Consider the following 16,618-nt stretch of genomic DNA (forward strand, 5'->3'; position numbering starts at 1 on the left):
CGTCTGGGCTACTCACCGACGTCGACGACGGTGCCGACGCCCTTCGACTGTCCCTCGCGGAACACGAACCGCTGGCCTTCCTCGACCAGGTAGGGGCGGAACTTGAACTCGACCGTCGCCGTTCCCGTATCGCCTGGGAGGAGTTGACCGCCTTCGGGGTGGAAGATGACCGCCTCACTCGCCGTCTCTAGGTGGACGACTGGCTCGTAGCCCTCACGGATGCGGGTGGGATGATTCAGCACCATCACCTCCGCCTCGAAGGAGCGGACCGACGGCGGGTCGGCGTCGCCCGGCAGCAGCGCCATTCCGCGCTCCATCTCCTCCTCGCGGACGCCTTTGAGCGCGATACCGACGATACGGCCCGCCTTTGCCCGATCGACGCGGTGGTGGTGCATCTCGATCGAGCGGACCTCGACCTCGCGGAAGGAGCCGTCCGGCATCGGCCCCAGCAGCAGTTCGTCGCCCACCTCGACGGAGCCCGAGTTGACCGTCCCGGAGGCGACCGCGCCGACGCCGGTCACGGAGTACGTCCGGTCGACGTACATCCGGAAGTCCTCGCGGGTGTCGGTCGCCGTCTTCGGCAGGCGCTCGAACATCGCGTCGAGGTCGTCGAGGCCGTCCATCGTCACCGCGCTCGTTCGCAGGATCGGGACGACCGAGTCGCTCAGTTCCTCGACGGCGGCTTCGACGCCGTGTCGGTCGACCCGGAGCGGCGTCCGTCCGACGTCCCGGAGCATCCGTTCGACCTCGCGTTCGACCTCCTCGAAGCGGTCGTCGGTCACGGTGTCGGCTTTGGTGATCGCGACGACGGTGGGAAGTTCCATCGCGAGCAGGATGCCGAGATGCTCGCGCGTCGTCTTCGTCGGGCCGTCGTCGGCGGCGACAACGACGAGTCCGTAATCGAGGCGCTGGCCGACGAGCCCGCGGATCGTCGTCCGGAGCCAGGGCTCGTGGCCCACGGTATCGACGAATGAGACGAGCCGGTCGGCCTCCTCGACCACGCGTGCGCGGTCGGATTTGCGGTGGGGGTTGTCCATATGGACCGCGCCGTCGTCGGTGAAGCCGTAGACGGCGTACGAGAGGTCCGCCGAGAGCCCGCGCTCGACTTCGTGCGGTTGGACGTCGAGGAAGCCACGCGTCTGGCCCTGTCCGTCGTCGGCGGTCCCGGTGACCAGCGACCCCACGAGCGTCGACTTGCCGTGGTCGACGTGACCCGCAGTGCCGACGACGATGTGGTCGTCGTCGACGTCGAGCATCGCTCCTTCCTGGACGGTCGCGACGCCGACGAGGCCGCGCTCGCCGTCGTCGCCGACGCCCCACGTTTCGACGTCTTCGATGTGGGCGTCCGCCTCCTCGGCGAGGATCGAGAGGACGTCCATCGATTCGGAGAAGGCTTCGGGCGGAATGCCGGCGATGCCGCCGTCGTCGGTGACGCCGACGACGTACGTCGCCGTGCCGTCGCCGGAGAGCACCCGGTGGCGCAGTTGTGCCGCGAGGCTCTCCAGTCGGCCGTCGGCGAGATGCAACTCCCGTGAGAGTCGCTCTTTGAACTCGACGCTTCCGCCCTCCTCCTCGCCGCGCTCGAGGGCCGACTCCAGTACGGCCCGATCAGCGCTCATAGCCGCGGATAGGGAACGATCCGCTAAAACCCTTTTCGTGGTGTGGGTTCTCGTGCCACAGTAGCGGTACCGAACGGCGTGTAACAGTCTGGACGCGTGCTCTGTGGCTTATCGGCCGAGAGCGAGAGTGGCGAAGACGCCCTTTCACTCCGTGAGGCGCTCGTACGCGCGGTTCACGCGCTTGAACTGCTCTTCGTCGCCGGAGTCGGTGTCGGGGTGGACGGCCTTCACCCGCTCGCGGTAAGCGGCTCGCACGTCTGCTTCGTCTGCGCCGGGGTCGAGACCCAGTGTGCGGTAGGCCTCGGCGAGCGTCGGTTCGTTCGGATCCCGCCGGGGGCCCGCAGTTCGGCGACCACGGCCGTCAGCCGCACGCTGGCCGCGTCCGCTCGCTCGCCGGTTCCCGTCTGCGCGGCGTCCGTTCTCGGCCCCCGCTGCGCGTCTCCCCGGGCCGAAACCCTGGAAGTCACGCGGGCCACGGGACGCCGCGTTCGGCCCTCGTCGTCCGGGGCCGGATCCGGGTCCGGCTTCGACAGTACGGCGGAGACGGTCGCGGAGACGGCCGCTCGCGTGGTACCACAGGAGGTACGTCGCGATACCGAAGGGGACCGCCAAGAGCAGCAGAAACGGCTGATAGACGAACGCGAGGACGGTCAAGAGAACCGTCGTCCCCGCGAACACCGCTGCGATGCCGATGACGAGTCCGTCCCTGTCCACGCGTGAACGCAGGGCTCGGAGAACCGTAAGCGTCCCGGCACCCCGTGACGGCTTCGCCGAGACGACAGATCAATTACGACTGTCGGGAAAGAGCGGACTATGATTTCACTCGAAGAGACCTACATCGAGAATCGCGTCCTCGTCCAGCCGAGCAACACGAACAACCACGAGATCGCACACGGCGGCAACGTCGTCAAGTGGATGGACGAGGTCGGCGCGATGTCGGCAATGCGGTTCGCCGGGCAGACCTGCGTCACAGCCCATATGGAGAGCGTCGACTTCCACGAGCCGATTCCGCGCGGGAACGCCGCGCTCATCGAGGCGTACGCTTACGAGGCGGGGTCGACGAGCGTGAACATTCACTTACGTGTCTTCAGTGAAGACCCGCTGTCGGGTGAGTGTAAACTCACGACGGAGTCACACTTCGTCTACGTCGCGATCGACGAGGACGGCAATCCCGTCTCCGTCCCGGATCTCGAAGTCACCACCGAACGGGGAGAGACGCTCAAAGCCGTCGCGCTCGGCGAGGAGACGCCCCAGCCGATCGAAGAGCAGTGGAGCGATTAGTCGGTGATCCCTGAAAAGTAGGAGACGCGACACTACCGTGCCAAATAACCGCCGTCGACGCCGAGTGCCTCGCCGGTGACGAACGACGCCTCGTCGTCACAGAGCCAGCACACGGCGTCCGCGACCTCCTGAGGCGTTCCGAGGCGATTCATCGGGTGGAGCTGTTCGATCTGCTCTCGCATATCCGGGTCGGACGTGAGGCCCGCCGCTTCCAGAAGCGGCGTCTCGATGAATCCGGGGCAGACCGCGTTGACGCGGACGCCCGTCTCGCCGTTCTCCAGTGCGGCCGTCTTCGTCAGGCCGAGCAGGCCGTGCTTCGCGGCGGCGTAGCCCGAGGAGTTCTTGAACCCGACGTGCCCCAGGATCGAGGCGTTGTTCACGACCACGCCACCGGTCTCCTGCTCTTGCATCTGTGCGATCTCGTATTTCATACCGTTGAACACGCCCACGAGGTTGACGTCGATGACGCCCTGCCACTCCTCGGGGTCGTGGTCGGTGACGGCGGCACTCGGGCCGCTGATTCCGGCGTTGTTGAAGGCGTAATCGAGTCGGCCGTAGGTGTCGACCGCGACGTCGACCATCGCTTCGGTCGCGTCCGTGTCCGTGACGTCGGTCTCGACGAAGCACGCCTCGCCGCCGGCTTCTTCGATCTCTGAGACCGTCTCTTCGCCGCCCTCGACGTCGACGTCGGCGACGACGACACGCGCACCGCGGTCGGCGAACTCGATCGCAGTCGTCCGTCCGATTCCCGATCCGCCGCCGGTGACGACCGCAACTCCGTCGGTAAACGAACCCATAGCGAAACGTCACAGTAATCGATCAAAAGCGTAGCGACGGAGGGGCACCATCATACAAAGGTAAAGTGCCTTTGCCGCCGATGTACCGATATGGGCAATCAGGATATCGACGACGTGGACAAGGCTATCCTGTATGCGTTACAGGAAGACGCCCGAAATATGTCGTCCGGCGACATCGCAGAGCGAACCGGAACCTCCGACAGCACGGTCCGAAAGCGCATTCAGCGTCTCGAAACCGACGGGATAGTCAAGGGATACAGCGCCGAGGTGGACTACCAGCGGTCGGGCTACCCGCTCCGGATGTTGCTGTTCTGCACCGCCTCGATCGCCGAGCGCGGCGAACTCATCGACGAGATCCTGGAGATCGACGGGGTCGTATCGGTCCAAGAGTTGGTCACCGGCGAGCAGAACCTCCTCGTGACGGTCGTCGGAGAGTCCGACAGCGACATCACGCCCGTCGCACAGCAACTGCTCGATATGGGACTGACGGTCGCCGACGAAGTCCTCGTGCGGAGTCATCAGACCACGCCGTTCGGGAAGTTCGACCCCGAGACGCACGCAGAAAACGGTCACTAGCGGAGCATCCGACAGACCGAACAGAAGTGTCCGACTCTATGCCGTAAGCGACCGACCTGTTCGCGACGAGGACAGCGTCCGGCATTCTCGGTGTGCAAGGCTGCGCGTCGGTATTCGAACGTTCTGCTGGATCTACCTCTTTCGACTGGCTACTGATGCGTACCGCGAGCCACGTATCCGCTATCCGAGCCTGTGTGGCACACAATACCATCACGTTCTATAATTTTATTTTTCCGAACAGAATGGGAAGATAGATAGATTTAACAACCAATCTGTTCGTACAGTTGGGTAGAACGACCGAATGCTGTGATCGGTGTGTGGGACGCACGCCGTCGTCGCAGTGGTCGGTCACAGACACCCCAAACGATGACCGGACAAGAGCAGTCGACGACCGTGGGACAGCTTTCGACGCCGACGAACGGCGATGCACGCGTGCCGGCGACGTTGACGCGGCTCGTGTGGGTCCTGTGGATTGTGAGCCTGGGTGTGCTCGCCGTCCGGTTCCGAGGCGGCGGAGGCTGGGAGGTCGCGGGTCTCGTGGCTGTCGACGGCTTGACGGCCGTGATGTGGGCGACGGTGACGTTCTTCAGCGGGATCGTCCACAGTTACTCGCGGCGCTATATGGCCGGGAGCCGGACGATCGACCGGTTCTTCGGGCGCGTGTTCGCCTTCACGCTGGCCGTGATGCTGCTGGTCGCGGCCGACCACCTCGCGCTGTTCGGGCTCGCGTGGCTCGCGATGGGGCTCCTGATGGCCGACCTGATCGGACACGTCGAGGGCTGGCCCCAGGCCCAGGCCGCGGCCTCACTCGCGCGCCGGTACTTCCTCGCGAGCAGCGCCTTGCTCACGATCGCGCTCGCGACGCTGTGGTGGGACACGGGCGCGACGACGATCTCCGGGATCGCATCGAGCGTCGCCGGCGCGTCGTCTACGGTCGTGCTGTTCGCCGCCGGCGCACTCCTGCTGGCGGCGATGGTCCAGTCCGCGCTCGTCCCGTTTCACACGTGGCTGCTCGCGTCGATGACGGGACCGACGCCCGCCTCGGCGCTGATGCACGCCGGCTTCGTCAACGCCGGCGGCGTGCTCCTGGTTCGCTTCGCGCCGGTGGTGACCGCCGACGCGGGAGTGATGCTCGCGATCGTCCTCGTCGGCGCGGCGAGCGCGCTCCTGGGAAAGCTTCTCAGAACGGTGCAGACGGACGTCAAGGGCAAACTCGGCTGCTCGACGGTCGGCCAGATGGGCTTTATGATTATGCAGGCCGGCCTGGGATTCTTCGGGGCCGCCATCACCCACCTCATCCTCCACGGGTTCTACAAGGCGTATCAGTTCCTCTCGTCGGGCGGTGAGGTCGCACACGAGAGCCCGACGAAGACGAAGACAAAGCAGTCGGGATCGGTCGGTCTCGCCGGCGTCGCCGTGATCGTGCTCACCGCGCTCGCGGGCGGCGCGGTGTTCGCCGGACTCACTGGAAAGGGCACGCAACTGGACAGCGGCGTCCTGCTCGTGGGGCTCGTCGTCCTGACGGTGATGCACGCCACCCGCGACGTGGTCACGCAGACCTCGCTTCCGACCCTGGTACGCTACGGCGCCGTTCCGCTGGTCGCGTTGCCCGCGATCGCAATCTACGCCACGGTCTACGGCGTGATCGAGGGCTTGCTCTCCGGTCTCCCCGCGATCGGACAGCCAGCGGAGTTGACGCTCGCCTACGGACTCGTCGGCGCCGCGTTCCTCGCCGTCTACCTCGCGATCGAGACCGGCGTCTACCGCCGCAGCCAGCGCCTGTACGTCGCGCTGTTGAACGCGACGCAGCCGCCCACGGACACCCTGTTGACGACGACGGAGGACTACAATGAGTACTGAATCCGCCATCGAAGAGAGCATCGACGCAGCGGCCGAATCGGTCGGCGCGGTCTGGCCACTCCACTCGTTCGTGACCGCGAACCCGCTCTCTGGGTTCGAGGACCGGCCGTTTCACGAGGCCGTCGCTGACGCCGAGGAACTGCTCGGCGGCGACGGATACCCGAGCGCCGAGACGTTCCGCCGCGCGTGGGAAGGCGGCCAGATCGACCCCGAGATCCTGCGGGACCAACTGAGTGCCAACGACTACGACGCCGATCCCGAGGCGACGCTCGACCGCATCGAAGCCGGGGGCGCGAGCGACTCGACCGCCGCGCGGTCGCCGGCCACAGAGCAGGTCGATGCGGTCCTGACGAAGTGGCTGTCCGCGTTCCTCGATCAGGGACGCGCCGAGTGGCCGATGCCGAACCGCGAGCAGGGATTTTACGACGCGTTCCGGACGGTGGCGCCACACGACGGCGACGTCCCCGGAAACGAGACCATCGCCGACCTCCCCGAACAGCCGGTCGACGCGATTCGGACCCGGCTCTCTGAGTATCCGGTCGGCGAGTGGCAGGACATCTTCGAGTTCCAGTTGACCGCGCTCCCCGGCTGGACGGGGTTCATCAAGCAGCGTGCGGCCGACAACGACGCCTGGCAGTCGACGTATCCGATCACGCTGTCGGGGTACCTGGCAGTGCGCCTGACGCTGGCAGACCTGTTCGGTGCGCCGCTCGCCCCCGAGGAAGCCCCGGGCGACGCCGACGACAGTGTTGAAGCAGCCGGCGGCACCGTCCCACTCCCCGAGGTCTGGCTGAGCGCGTGGGAGGCGACCTACCGCGCGGAACTGGTCGACTCGCTCACCGACGCGAGCGCGTCGGCCGCGGCGGACTCAGGGTCGGACCGCCCGGACGCCCAGTTCGTCTTCTGCATCGACACGCGCTCGGAGATCATCCGCCGGCACATCGAGGCGACCGGCGACTACGAGACCCACGGCTACGCCGGCTTCTTCGGGGTTCCGATGCGGTATTCGGGGTACGACTCCGACGTGACCGTGGACGCCTGCCCGCCGATCGTCGACGCGGAGCATCACATCGACGATCGTCCAGCGGCGGACTGCGGCGAGAATCATCACCGCACGTACGACCGCTGGAACACCGCGCTCACGACCGCGGAGAAAGCGATGAAGAGCGTGAAATCGAACGCCGCGACGGCGTTCAGTTTCGTCGAGAGCACGGGAGCGGGCTACGGACTGGCGCTGGCCACCCGGACGCTCCTCCCGGCGCGCGTCTACGACCTCGTCGACGCCACCGACGAGCGTCTCCCGGGCGACCACGAGGTCTGTGAGCCGTCGGTGGATCACCATCCGGGTGCCGACGACGAGCTGCCGCAGGGGCTCACCCTCGAGGAGAAAGTCGAGTACGCCGCGGCGGCGTTCGAGTTGATGGGCTGGGAGCAGTTCGCCCGCGTCGTCGTCTTCGCGGGTCACGCCAGCCACACGACGAACAATCCGTTCGGTTCGAGCCTCGACTGTGGGGCCTGCGCCGGCAACCCCGGCGGGCCGAACGCGCGCGTCCTCGCGACCATCTGTAACGACGAGGCGGTCAGAGAGAAACTTCGCGAGCGCGGGATCGACGTGCCCGAGGACACCGTCTTCGTCGCGGGCGAGCACAACACGACGACCGACGAGGTGGAACTGTACGACGGGAGCGTCCCAGAGACGCACGAAGACGACGTCGAACAGCTCCGTGCCGACCTCGCGACCGCGCGCGCCGGTGCGGCTGCCGAACGGGCCGGCGATATGGGGGCCGAGACCGATACAGGGGTCCGCGAGACCGAGCGCCGCGCGGCCGACTGGGCGGAGACGCGTCCGGAGTGGGGGCTGGCCGGCAACGCGGGGTTCGTCATCGGCCCCAGAGAACTCACCAACGACCTCGACCTGGACGGCCGTTCGTTCCTCCACTCCTACGACTGGCGGACCGACGACGACGGCGACGCCCTCGAAGCCATCCTGACCGGCCCGATGGTCGTCACCCAGTGGATCAACGCGCAGTACTACTTCGCGACGGTCGACAACGCGGTCTACGGCAGCGGCTCGAAGGTGACACACAATCCCGTCGGTAACATCGGCGTCTACCAGGGCAACGGCGGCGATCTGATGACCGGTCTCCCCCTGCAGTCACTGACGAGCGCGGACGACGAGCCGTACCACCAGCCGCTCCGTCTCTCGACGGTCGTCCACGCGCCCGTCGAACGCGTGACCGCCGTCGTAACCGAACACGAAAACCTGGCCGGCCTGCTGGATAACGACTGGCTCTCGCTGACGGTCGTCGATCCCACGCAGGACCACCGCGCGCTCCACTACACGGGCGATCTCAACTGGACGCCGCTCACGGAACAGGCCCGGACAGAAGCCCCGAAGCCGGCGGCGACTTCCACAGTCGCAGACGATTGAACGGCCTCAGCGCCAAATCGTATCGCGGCTATCGGTTTATCCTCGCGCACGACATCGACCGAATCAGTATCTTCAACACCGACCACGCCAAAATCGCGGGTATGAGTCTCGAACGCGAGTACGACTGCCCCGAGTGTGGCAACACGGAGTTCTGGAAGACGGCGTCGATGGAACTGCACCTCGGAACGAAGACGAAGTGGCGTTGCAGCGAGTGTGGCTACGGCTTCATCGAGATCAACGGTATCAGTACTGCAAAAGCGGACGCGTAGGCCGCTTGCCGACTGCGAGTTCTATTCCTCGTCGCCGAGTGCGTGCCAGGAGAGCCGCGGGTTTCGCGCGGCCGCAGCCTGGTCGATTCGCCGCGCCGTCGTCTTCGAGGGCGCACTCTCGACGTCCTCGATCGAGTCGGCCATCGCGGCGTTGAACGCGGCCGCGAGGTCGTCGAGCGAAGCACGGCTCTCGGCCTCGGTCGGCTCGGTGAGCATCGCCTCGGGAACGAACTCGGGCCACTTCGTCGTCGGCGGGTGGACGCCGTAATCGAGCATCCGCTTTGCCACGTCGGCGGCGTCCCGATCGCCCGCGGTCGCGGCGAACTCGTGATGGAACGGCTCGTAGGGGATCTCGTAGTCGATCTGTTCGGCGAGGTAGTTCGCGTTCAGGACCGCCTTCGCGGAGGCGTCTTCGAGCCCCTCGTCGCCGAGGCGCGCGATGTACGCGTAGGCCTTCACGAGCACGAGCCAGTTGCCCTGATAGCCGTGGACCTTGCCGATGGTCTGTTCGGGTTCGCAGAGTTCGTACCCGCTCTCTGTTTCGCAGACCCGCGGGCTCGGAAGGAACTCCACGAGGTCGTCGACGACGCCGACCGGACCGGCTCCGGGACCGCCGCCACCGTGCGGCGTCGCGAACGTCTTGTGCACGTTGTAGTGCATCACGTCGAAGCCCATATCGCCCGGTCGGGCGCGGCCGAGCAGCGCGTTGAGATTCGCGCCGTCGTAGTAGAGCAGACCGCCCGCGTCGTGGACGATGTCGGCGATTTCAACGATGTCGCGCTCGAACAGGCCAACCGTGTTGGGGTTCGTGAGCATCAGCGCCGCCGTGTCCTCGGAGACGGCCGCCTCCAGTGCGTCGAGGTCGACGCGGCCGTCCTCGCCCGAGGGCAGTTCGACGACGTCGTAGCCCGCCATCGCGGCGCTCGCGAAGTTGGTGCCGTGAGCCGACGCGGGGACAATCACTTCGGAACGGTCGTCGCCGCGAGACTCGTGGTACGCCTTCGCGACGAGGATGCCGGTGAACTCCCCGGCCGCGCCCGCGGGGGGCTGCAGCGTCACCGCGTCCATCCCGCCGATGCGCGCTAAGTAGTCCTGCAGGCCGTGGAGGACTTCGAGCGTCCCCTGCAGGCTCTCCTCGGACCGATCGGGATGGACGGCGCCGTTGGGATCGGCTGCGACGTCCTCGGTGAACGATGGATTGTACTTCATCGTGCACGACCCGAGGGGGTACGGACCGCTCTCGACGCTCCAGTTCATCTGCGAGAGCCGCGTGTAGTGCCGAGCGATCTCTGGTTCTGAGAGGCCCGGCAGTTCGAGGCTGTCGCGCGTCAGGTCGTCGGGCAGCGGCGACTGCTCGTCGACGTCGACGCTCGTCGTGTCCTTTTCGGAAAGCAGCGGTTCGTACCGTTCGTCGTCGCCGTAGCGTGCCTGATCGTGATTCATTATAGCGCCTCCTCGAACGCCGCGACGAGGGCGTCCGTCGCTGCGGCGTTCACGTCCGTGACGCACACCTGCAGTCGGTGGTCGTCGACGACGTGGACCGCGAACCCGCTCGCTTCGAGGTCGTTCGCGATGGCGGACGCAGGCTGATCGGTCCGCACGAGGAACTCCCTGAAGTGGTGACGGTCGTGGACGGGGGCTTTGACCCCTCGAAGTTCGCTCAGTCGCTCGGCGAGCGACTGCGCCTCACGAACGCACTGGCTCGCGAGGTCGACGAGTCCGTCGGGACCCAGCCACGCGAGGTGCATCGCCGTTCGCAGCGCCACCCACGCCTGATTGGTACAGATGTTCGAGGTCGCGCGCTCCTTGCGGATGTGCTGTTCGCGCGTCTGCAGCGTCAGCGTGTACGCGCGCTTGCCCGCGGCGTCCTCGCCCGCGCCGACGAGTCGGCCGGGCACCTGTCGGAGGAACGCCTCGCGCGTGGCGAACAGACCGAGACCCATCCCGTAGGCCGTCGGCAGTCCCAGCGCGTCGGCCTCGCCGACGACGACGTCGGCACCGACGCTCGCCGGTTCGGTGAGCAGGCCGAGCGCGACGACGTCCGAGCCGAGACAGAACAGCGCCTCGACGTCGTCTGCGACGTCGCCAACGTCTGCGAGTCGGGATTCGATCGTCCCGTGGACGGTCGGGTTCTCCGCGTAGATCATCGCCGTCTCCTCGTCGGCGGCCGCCGCGAGCGCCTCGACGTCGACTGTACCGTCGGCCATCGGATACGTGTGGACCGTGAGGTCGGTGCCGTCGACGTAGTTTTCGAGGACGGCGCGCTTGTTCTCGTGGAGGATCTCCGGGACGAGCACGCGCGTCCCCGACGCCTGTCGGACGCGCCCGGCGAGCCGTGCGGCCTCACCGAGCGCGGTCGCGGCGTCGTACATCGAACAGTTCGCGATCGGCAGGCCGGTCAGTTCGACGACGAGCGACTGGTACTCGAAGAGCGCCTGGAGGAATCCCTGCGTGATCTCGGGTTGATACTGCGTGTACGACGTCAGGAACTCCGATCGCTCGGAGAGTTCGTCGATCAGCGACGGCACGTAGTGGGTGTGGTGGTCGCGGCCGAGGAACTCCGTCAGATCGGCGTTCTTCGCGAGCGTCGACGACAGTTCCGCGCGGAGTTCGCGCTCGCTCCGCGATTCGATCCCCAGCTCGTCCTCGAAGCGGACCGCCGCCGGGACGTCGAACAACTCGGCCTCGCTTTCGAGGCCGATCGCGTTCAGCATCGCGGCCGTGTCTTCGGGCGTGTGCGGTGCGTAGGGACTTCCCTGGGCGCGTTCGTGTCGGTTGTGATTGCTCATCGGTGTTCTCCGTTGTGGACAGCAACCGCGATCGCAGTCACGTTCACTGCCGCCCTCACTCGGTCTGCTCGCGGTACTCGTCGGCCGAGAGCAACGCGTCGAAGTCCGCGTCGTCCGCGCGGTCGACTTTGAGCATCCACCCCTCGCCGTAGGGGTCTTCGTTCACCAGTTCCGGGCGGTCGAACAGCTCCTCGTTGACCTCGGTGACGGTGCCCGAAATCGGGGCATAGAGGTCCGAGACGGCTTTGATTGACTCGACCACGCCGAACTCCTCGCCCTGGGCGATGTCGTCGCCGACCTCGGGCAGTTCGACGAAGACGACGTCGCCCAGTTCGTCCTGTGCGAAGTCGGTGATGCCGATCGTGACGGTCTCGTCGTCGGTGGTTGCGTACTCGTGCGATTCCTGGTACTTGCGGTCTTCGGGTGTTTCGAACATTAGTTGTCCTCGATGAATGGTGTGGATACGACTTCCGCGCGTTTCTCCTGGTCGCGAACGACGACACTGAGTTCGGTGCCGGGGTCTGCGAGGGCTGTCGGGAGGTAGCCCAGCGCGATCGCCTCTCCCAGTGTGGGACTCATCGTCCCGCTGGTCACGTGCCCGACGACCTCGCCGTCGGCGACGATCTCGTGGCCGTGCCGGGCGATCCCGCGCTCGCGGAGGATCAGCCCGACGAACGTCTCGGTGACGCCCTCGCGTTCGATCTCGGCGAGCGCGTCGCGGCCGACGAAGTCGGTGTCGAGGTCGACAGTCCAGCCGACGCCGGCCTCGTAGGGGTTGCGTGGCTCCTCGACGGGATCGAAGTCCTGCCCCGAGAGGAGAAAGCCCATCTCGGTACGAAGGGTGTCACGACAGCCCAGGCCACAGGGCGTGACGTCGCCTTCGAACGCCGACCAGACGGTCTCGGCGTCGTCGCTCGGACACAGGATCTCGTACCCGTCCTCGCCGGTGTAGCCCGTCCGCGACACCCACGAGCGGACGCCGTCGATGTCGGCGTAGGTGGCCTCGCCCCACGAGAGCGGCGTCACGTCGACGTCGGTCGCGGCGTCGACGACGTCCGGGGCGTCGGGTCCCTGGACGGCGAGCATCGCCCACGCGTCGGTCTCGTTTCGGACCTCCGCGTCGAGGTCCCACTCGTCCCGGTGGTCGACCCATCGCCGATACGCCTCCTCGTCGTGGCCCGCATTTGGGACGAACAGGTAGCGCGTCGTCTCCTCGTCGGGCAACTGATAGACGATCGTATCGTCGACGATCGTCCCCGATTCGTCGGTGAGCATCGCGTACTGGGAGTCTCCGGGCGCGAGCGCGCTCACGTCGTTGGAGGTGAGCCGTTGCATCAGCGCCGTTGCATCCGAGCCGGTGACGACGATTTCGCCCATATGCGAAACGTCGAAGATCCCGACCGATTCGCGGACGGCGGCGTGTTCCGCCCGAATCGAGTCGAATTCGACCGGCATATCCCATCCGCCGAACTCCGTGAACGTCGCATCTGCGGCGTACACGTCGTACAGCGGTGGCTTCCGATGGGCCATACTGATGGCTTGGTTTGATACAAGAAATGTTTTGGTATGCTCTGTGGCCGCTAGCAGCGTCATAAATTTTATACCGCGATATGAAATGTCGGATTCTCCGGCAAGCGCATCACTACGGCTCGCCGAGCCGCTGCGACAGGTCGGCACTAAACGTGGGGGTATGTGTTGCTGGGAGGCTGCGTCGAGACAGATACGGGGAGTTTCGCTCGTCACAAACCGACCGAATTCCGCTGCTGGCCGTTATCCGTGAGCTCTCGCACGGTTTCAGAAATCGCGTCGATACTCTCTCCCTGTTGGTCGACCGCATCCGCGACGTCCTGGATCTTGGTCTCCATACGTTCGGCGCGGTGACTCGCTTCGTCGATCGTCGCTGCGAGTTCCTCGGTGCTCGCTGCCTGATCGTCGGTCGCGTCTGCGACCTCGGAAATGCCGCTCGACGTCTCGGAGACCGCTTCGGCGATGTTGTCCAGTTTCGCCATCGCGGCGCCGACGCTGTCGACGCCGGTGTCGATTCGTTCGGTCGTCGTATCGAGGCTGGCGACCGTCTCTTGGGTGTCAGCCTGGATCTCGTCGATCATCGTTTCGATCCGACCGGCCTGCGTCTGTGACTCCTCGGCCAGCGATTTCACCTCGTCGGCGACGACCGCGAATCCGTCACCGGCCTCACCCGCCCGCGCGGCCTCGATCGACGCGTTCAGCGCGAGGATGTTCGTCCGATCGGCGATATCGTTGATCACCTCGACGATCTCGTCTATCTCTTCGACGCGCGCTTTGAGCTGTTCGACGTCGTCGCTGACCTCGTCTGCAGCCTCGCCGACGTCGTCCATTACGTCCATCGCGTCCGCGGCCGACTCGCGGCCCTCCGTGGCCAGCGTCTCGGCGCGCTCGCTGGTCGTCGCGACCTGGTTCGCGGTCGACGCCACCTCCTCGATGGTGGCGCTGAGGTTCGAGACTTCACCCGAGACCTCCGTCATACTCTCGGACTGTTCGACGGTGACCTCGCGGATCTCGTGAGCGCACTCGGAGACGTCGTCAGACGCCTCCCGCAGCGCACTGACGGACGCGTCGACGTCACGGGCGACAGACTGCTGCCGATCGAGTTCCCGCTCGATCCGTTCGGTGTAGGAGTGCAGATACGTGTCCATCGCGACCTGTTGGTCGAGATTGATGAGCTTGAGGACCGAGAGCGTCCGGTCGACGACGGTGTCGACAGCATCTTCGACTGCTTCCTCGACAGCAGACGCCGAGTCGTGCCCGTTCCGCGCAGCAGCCGTGGGCTCGTCGACCGCCGCGCGTACGCTCGATTTTACTTCGTCCGCGATTCCCTGCAGTATCCCCTCGTAGTAGATGGCGTACGCCCCGAGGTAGATCTTCGGTCCGAGATCGAGCATATCGTGGATCTTCCCGATCCGAGCCCGCCGATCAAAGTACGAGCGCCCGTACTCTCCCCGTCCGAGTCCTTTTAAGTACTCGATCTGGCTTTTCTTGAGAGCTTCGACCGATTTCGAGGACGATTCGAGTATCGCGACCGACTCCGAGTACGCTTGAATGTGATCGTAGAAGTCGTCGACGAGGCCCTCGGCAATGTCGTCGAGAACCGGCGCCGTCTGTTCGAGGTTCTGGCAGTCAGCTTCGTCGAACTGCGTGAAGTCCTTTCGCCAGTTGATCTCGCCGTCGTCGATACCGATCTTCTCGGTTAATCGCTGCCCGTCCACCTGCCCCCGCTCTTGCTTGGTAATTGTCCCCATATCGCAAATGGAAATACTAATATATTATAAACTCTGTGTCTTGTTATCAGCATTGAATATACAGCGTGTTTAAATATCAGCGGTCGAATCGTGGAGGGGGAAAGAACGGAGAACGGTTCCGTTGGCGTGAGAGTACCGCGGTCGAAGTAACCGTTGCTTATGCATACGCCTCGAACTCCTCGCCGAAGAGGAGAAAGTAGCCCGTGCCGACGACGCCGATTGCGGCGGCGATGGTGAACGCGACCTCCGGACTCACGAACTCCCAGAGGTACCCGCCGAGGGCGGCGCTAGGGATGACGATCGTATTCCGGAGCAGGTAGTACGTACCAGTGACTCGCCCTCCAGCCCCCTGCTGTGCGGGGCCGACGATCAACGCCTTGTGCGAGGGGAGACCGGCGAATCGCAACCCCGAGAACGCGAAGACGAGGACCATCGCCGTCGCGGTCCCCGGCGCGTTGATGAGCACGACAGGGAACAGCGCGTACACTGCGAACCCGAGCGCGACAACAGGCTTCAGGCCGACGCGCTCGGCGGCCTTCGCGGCGGGTGCCATCACGAGCAGTGCGACGAGCATCTCCACGCCGAGCAGGTAGCCGAAGAACGCCTCCGGAGAGAGGTCGATCGCGTACGAGAAGCCAGCGAGTGAGACGGTCGTCGCGAATCCGACCTGGTAGATCCGCGTGATCACCAGCACGAAGAACACGTAGACCATCCCGTTGGCGAACCGGACGAGGGTGTCGCCGACGAGCAGCGGCCGCAGCGTCGTCGGCATCTCGCGGAGGTCGCGACGGATTCGATCGAGCCCCGCGAAGGAGTCGCCGAGCGTGTCCTCGCTGGCGTCGTAGAGCAGGTGCTGGGCGACCGTCCCGAGGACGCCGAACGCGACAGCGACGCCGAGGACGTACTGGAAACTCACCGTGAACGCCGGGTGGAGACCGATGAGGATGGCGGCGAGGACGGGGCCGACGAGGAAAGCCGTCCGGCGGAACGTCTCCGTACTGGCGAACCCAGCAGCCAACCGCGAGGGCTCGGTCGCCTGCTTGACGACCGCGAACGTGGCACCGAGCCCGAACGACTTCCACGCCTGCGCGAGCAGCAGGCCGACGAAGATCCAGATCCACGGTTGGATCGTCACGCCCGCGAACGACACCGGACCGACGCCAGGCGCGAGGAGCCAGACGGCGAACCCCAGCGTCGACACCAGGCCGAACACGGTCAGCGCGTAGCGGGAGCCGATCCGATCGGAGATCGCACCGCCCGGGTACGGATAGACGGCCGAGATGACGTTCCCGACCGTGCCGAACAGCCCGACGACGAAGCCGCTGGCTCCGAGCGCGACGAGATACTCCGGGAGGAAGCGGTTCGTCATCTGGAAGCCGAGACTGAACGCGAACATCGCGAGCGACAGCACCAGCACGTCGCGTTCGAGCGCGAAAAAGCGCCTGAAGGTGTCCAGCGCTCCCGATTCGTCTCGTCCCTGGCCGACGCGCTCCTGTGTCATCAGGTGCCTGAGCGCGCGTGCGGCAGAGAGAAATATCCACCTGCTATAGTAACGTTTGCAACTGATTACACAGCCAATCGCACGACTGCGTTCGATTAGGTGAGTGAAGACACACAAACGCTACTATAGATGTCTCGAATCGAATGTCGTAGCGTTATAGAGATTCGAGGAAAATACTGGTGGCTTCAGCCACCAGATGAATCCGACGATTTAAGTC

14 protein-coding genes are annotated in these 16,618 nt (G+C 65.5%); 5 read left to right on the forward strand and 9 right to left on the reverse strand.

Annotation, left to right across the window (positions count from 1 at the left end):
* Window positions 1-8: 8 nt before the first annotated feature.
* Together NO362_RS00300 and NO362_RS00305 are read right to left on the reverse strand one after the other, a co-directional pair.
* Window positions 9-1,619: a GTPBP1 family GTP-binding protein gene (locus NO362_RS00300; protein ID WP_256545693.1), complete on the reverse strand. Its 1,611-nt coding sequence runs from the start codon at window positions 1,617-1,619 to the stop codon at window positions 9-11.
* A 144-nt stretch (window positions 1,620-1,763) separates the two neighbouring features.
* Window positions 1,764-2,333, reverse strand: coding sequence for a J domain-containing protein (locus NO362_RS00305; RefSeq protein WP_256545694.1), 570 nt, complete (start codon window positions 2,331-2,333; stop codon window positions 1,764-1,766).
* Window positions 2,334-2,432: 99 nt separating this feature from the next.
* Between NO362_RS00305 and NO362_RS00310 the strand changes: the two genes are divergently transcribed.
* Entirely contained in the window at window positions 2,433-2,900 is a 468-nt protein-coding gene (locus NO362_RS00310; protein WP_121569817.1) for an acyl-CoA thioesterase, read from the forward strand.
* A 32-nt stretch (window positions 2,901-2,932) separates the two neighbouring features.
* Here the strand turns inward: NO362_RS00310 and NO362_RS00315 are convergent, their stop codons facing one another.
* Window positions 2,933-3,697 carry a glucose 1-dehydrogenase gene (locus NO362_RS00315; RefSeq protein WP_256545695.1) on the reverse strand — a complete coding sequence of 255 codons (765 nt, stop codon included), beginning with the start codon at window positions 3,695-3,697 and terminating at the stop codon, window positions 2,933-2,935.
* Between the two features lie 90 nt (window positions 3,698-3,787).
* Here NO362_RS00315 and NO362_RS00320 point away from each other — a divergent pair, with 90 nt between their 5' ends.
* The 4 genes from NO362_RS00320 (at window position 3,788) to NO362_RS00335 (ending at window position 8,833) form a co-directional block, all read left to right on the forward strand.
* A complete protein-coding gene (locus tag NO362_RS00320) occupies window positions 3,788-4,273 on the forward strand; it encodes an Lrp/AsnC family transcriptional regulator (protein WP_256545696.1) in 486 nt (161 codons plus the stop codon).
* A 366-nt stretch (window positions 4,274-4,639) separates the two neighbouring features.
* Entirely contained in the window at window positions 4,640-6,133 is a 1,494-nt protein-coding gene (locus NO362_RS00325; RefSeq protein WP_256545697.1) for a proton-conducting transporter transmembrane domain-containing protein, read from the forward strand.
* A complete protein-coding gene (locus NO362_RS00330; protein ID WP_256545698.1) occupies window positions 6,123-8,564 on the forward strand; it encodes a DUF2309 domain-containing protein in 2,442 nt (813 codons plus the stop codon). Before NO362_RS00325 ends, NO362_RS00330 begins: the two co-directional genes overlap by 11 nt.
* A 101-nt stretch (window positions 8,565-8,665) precedes the next feature.
* A complete protein-coding gene (locus NO362_RS00335) occupies window positions 8,666-8,833 on the forward strand; it encodes a DUF7838 family putative zinc beta-ribbon protein (protein ID WP_256289254.1) in 168 nt (55 codons plus the stop codon).
* Between the two features lie 21 nt (window positions 8,834-8,854).
* Here the strand turns inward: NO362_RS00335 and gcvPB are convergent, their stop codons facing one another.
* From gcvPB to NO362_RS00365, 6 genes are all read right to left on the reverse strand, one after another.
* A complete protein-coding gene (gene gcvPB / locus NO362_RS00340; protein ID WP_256545699.1) occupies window positions 8,855-10,276 on the reverse strand; it encodes an aminomethyl-transferring glycine dehydrogenase subunit GcvPB in 1,422 nt (473 codons plus the stop codon).
* Window positions 10,276-11,622, reverse strand: a complete 1,347-nt coding sequence (gene gcvPA / locus NO362_RS00345) for an aminomethyl-transferring glycine dehydrogenase subunit GcvPA (RefSeq protein ID WP_256545700.1) — start codon at window positions 11,620-11,622, stop codon at window positions 10,276-10,278. The genes gcvPB and gcvPA overlap by 1 nt, the downstream gene beginning before the upstream one ends.
* 55 nt (window positions 11,623-11,677) lie before the next feature.
* Window positions 11,678-12,058, reverse strand: a complete 381-nt coding sequence (gene gcvH / locus NO362_RS00350) for a glycine cleavage system protein GcvH (protein ID WP_121569824.1) — start codon at window positions 12,056-12,058, stop codon at window positions 11,678-11,680.
* Window positions 12,058-13,152, reverse strand: coding sequence for a glycine cleavage system aminomethyltransferase GcvT (gene gcvT / locus NO362_RS00355; protein WP_256545701.1), 1,095 nt, complete (start codon window positions 13,150-13,152; stop codon window positions 12,058-12,060). The genes gcvH and gcvT overlap by 1 nt, the downstream gene beginning before the upstream one ends.
* Window positions 13,153-13,361: 209 nt before the next feature.
* Window positions 13,362-14,900, reverse strand: a complete 1,539-nt coding sequence (locus NO362_RS00360) for a globin-coupled sensor protein (protein ID WP_256545702.1) — start codon at window positions 14,898-14,900, stop codon at window positions 13,362-13,364.
* A gap of 157 nt (window positions 14,901-15,057) precedes the next feature.
* The gene (locus NO362_RS00365; RefSeq protein WP_256545703.1) at window positions 15,058-16,401 is read right to left on the reverse strand and encodes an MFS transporter; all 1,344 of its coding nucleotides are present in this window, start codon (window positions 16,399-16,401) and stop codon (window positions 15,058-15,060) included.
* Window positions 16,402-16,618 lie beyond the last annotated feature (217 nt).

Source organism: Halobellus inordinatus, assembly GCF_024498335.1.
GTDB lineage: Archaea > Halobacteriota > Halobacteria > Halobacteriales > Haloferacaceae > Haloquadratum > Haloquadratum inordinatus.

Bases quoted from the DNA above. Each gene is read 5' to 3' on its own strand.
- NO362_RS00300 (WP_256545693.1), bottom strand. From the start codon at position 1,619: ATGAGCGCTGATCGGGCCGTACTGGAGTCGGCCCTCGAGCGCGGCGAG.
- NO362_RS00310 (WP_121569817.1), top strand. From the start codon at position 2,433: ATGATTTCACTCGAAGAGACCTACATCGAGAATCGCGTCCTCGTCCAG.
- NO362_RS00315 (WP_256545695.1), bottom strand. From the start codon at position 3,697: ATGGGTTCGTTTACCGACGGAGTTGCGGTCGTCACCGGCGGCGGATCG.
- NO362_RS00320 (WP_256545696.1), top strand. From the start codon at position 3,788: ATGGGCAATCAGGATATCGACGACGTGGACAAGGCTATCCTGTATGCG.
- NO362_RS00325 (WP_256545697.1), top strand. From the start codon at position 4,640: ATGACCGGACAAGAGCAGTCGACGACCGTGGGACAGCTTTCGACGCCG.
- NO362_RS00330 (WP_256545698.1), top strand. From the start codon at position 6,123: ATGAGTACTGAATCCGCCATCGAAGAGAGCATCGACGCAGCGGCCGAA.
- NO362_RS00335 (WP_256289254.1), top strand. From the start codon at position 8,666: ATGAGTCTCGAACGCGAGTACGACTGCCCCGAGTGTGGCAACACGGAG.
- gcvPB (WP_256545699.1), bottom strand. From the start codon at position 10,276: ATGAATCACGATCAGGCACGCTACGGCGACGACGAACGGTACGAACCG.
- gcvPA (WP_256545700.1), bottom strand. From the start codon at position 11,622: ATGAGCAATCACAACCGACACGAACGCGCCCAGGGAAGTCCCTACGCA.
- gcvH (WP_121569824.1), bottom strand. From the start codon at position 12,058: ATGTTCGAAACACCCGAAGACCGCAAGTACCAGGAATCGCACGAGTAC.
- gcvT (WP_256545701.1), bottom strand. From the start codon at position 13,152: ATGGCCCATCGGAAGCCACCGCTGTACGACGTGTACGCCGCAGATGCG.
- NO362_RS00360 (WP_256545702.1), bottom strand. From the start codon at position 14,900: ATGGGGACAATTACCAAGCAAGAGCGGGGGCAGGTGGACGGGCAGCGA.
- NO362_RS00365 (WP_256545703.1), bottom strand. From the start codon at position 16,401: ATGACACAGGAGCGCGTCGGCCAGGGACGAGACGAATCGGGAGCGCTG.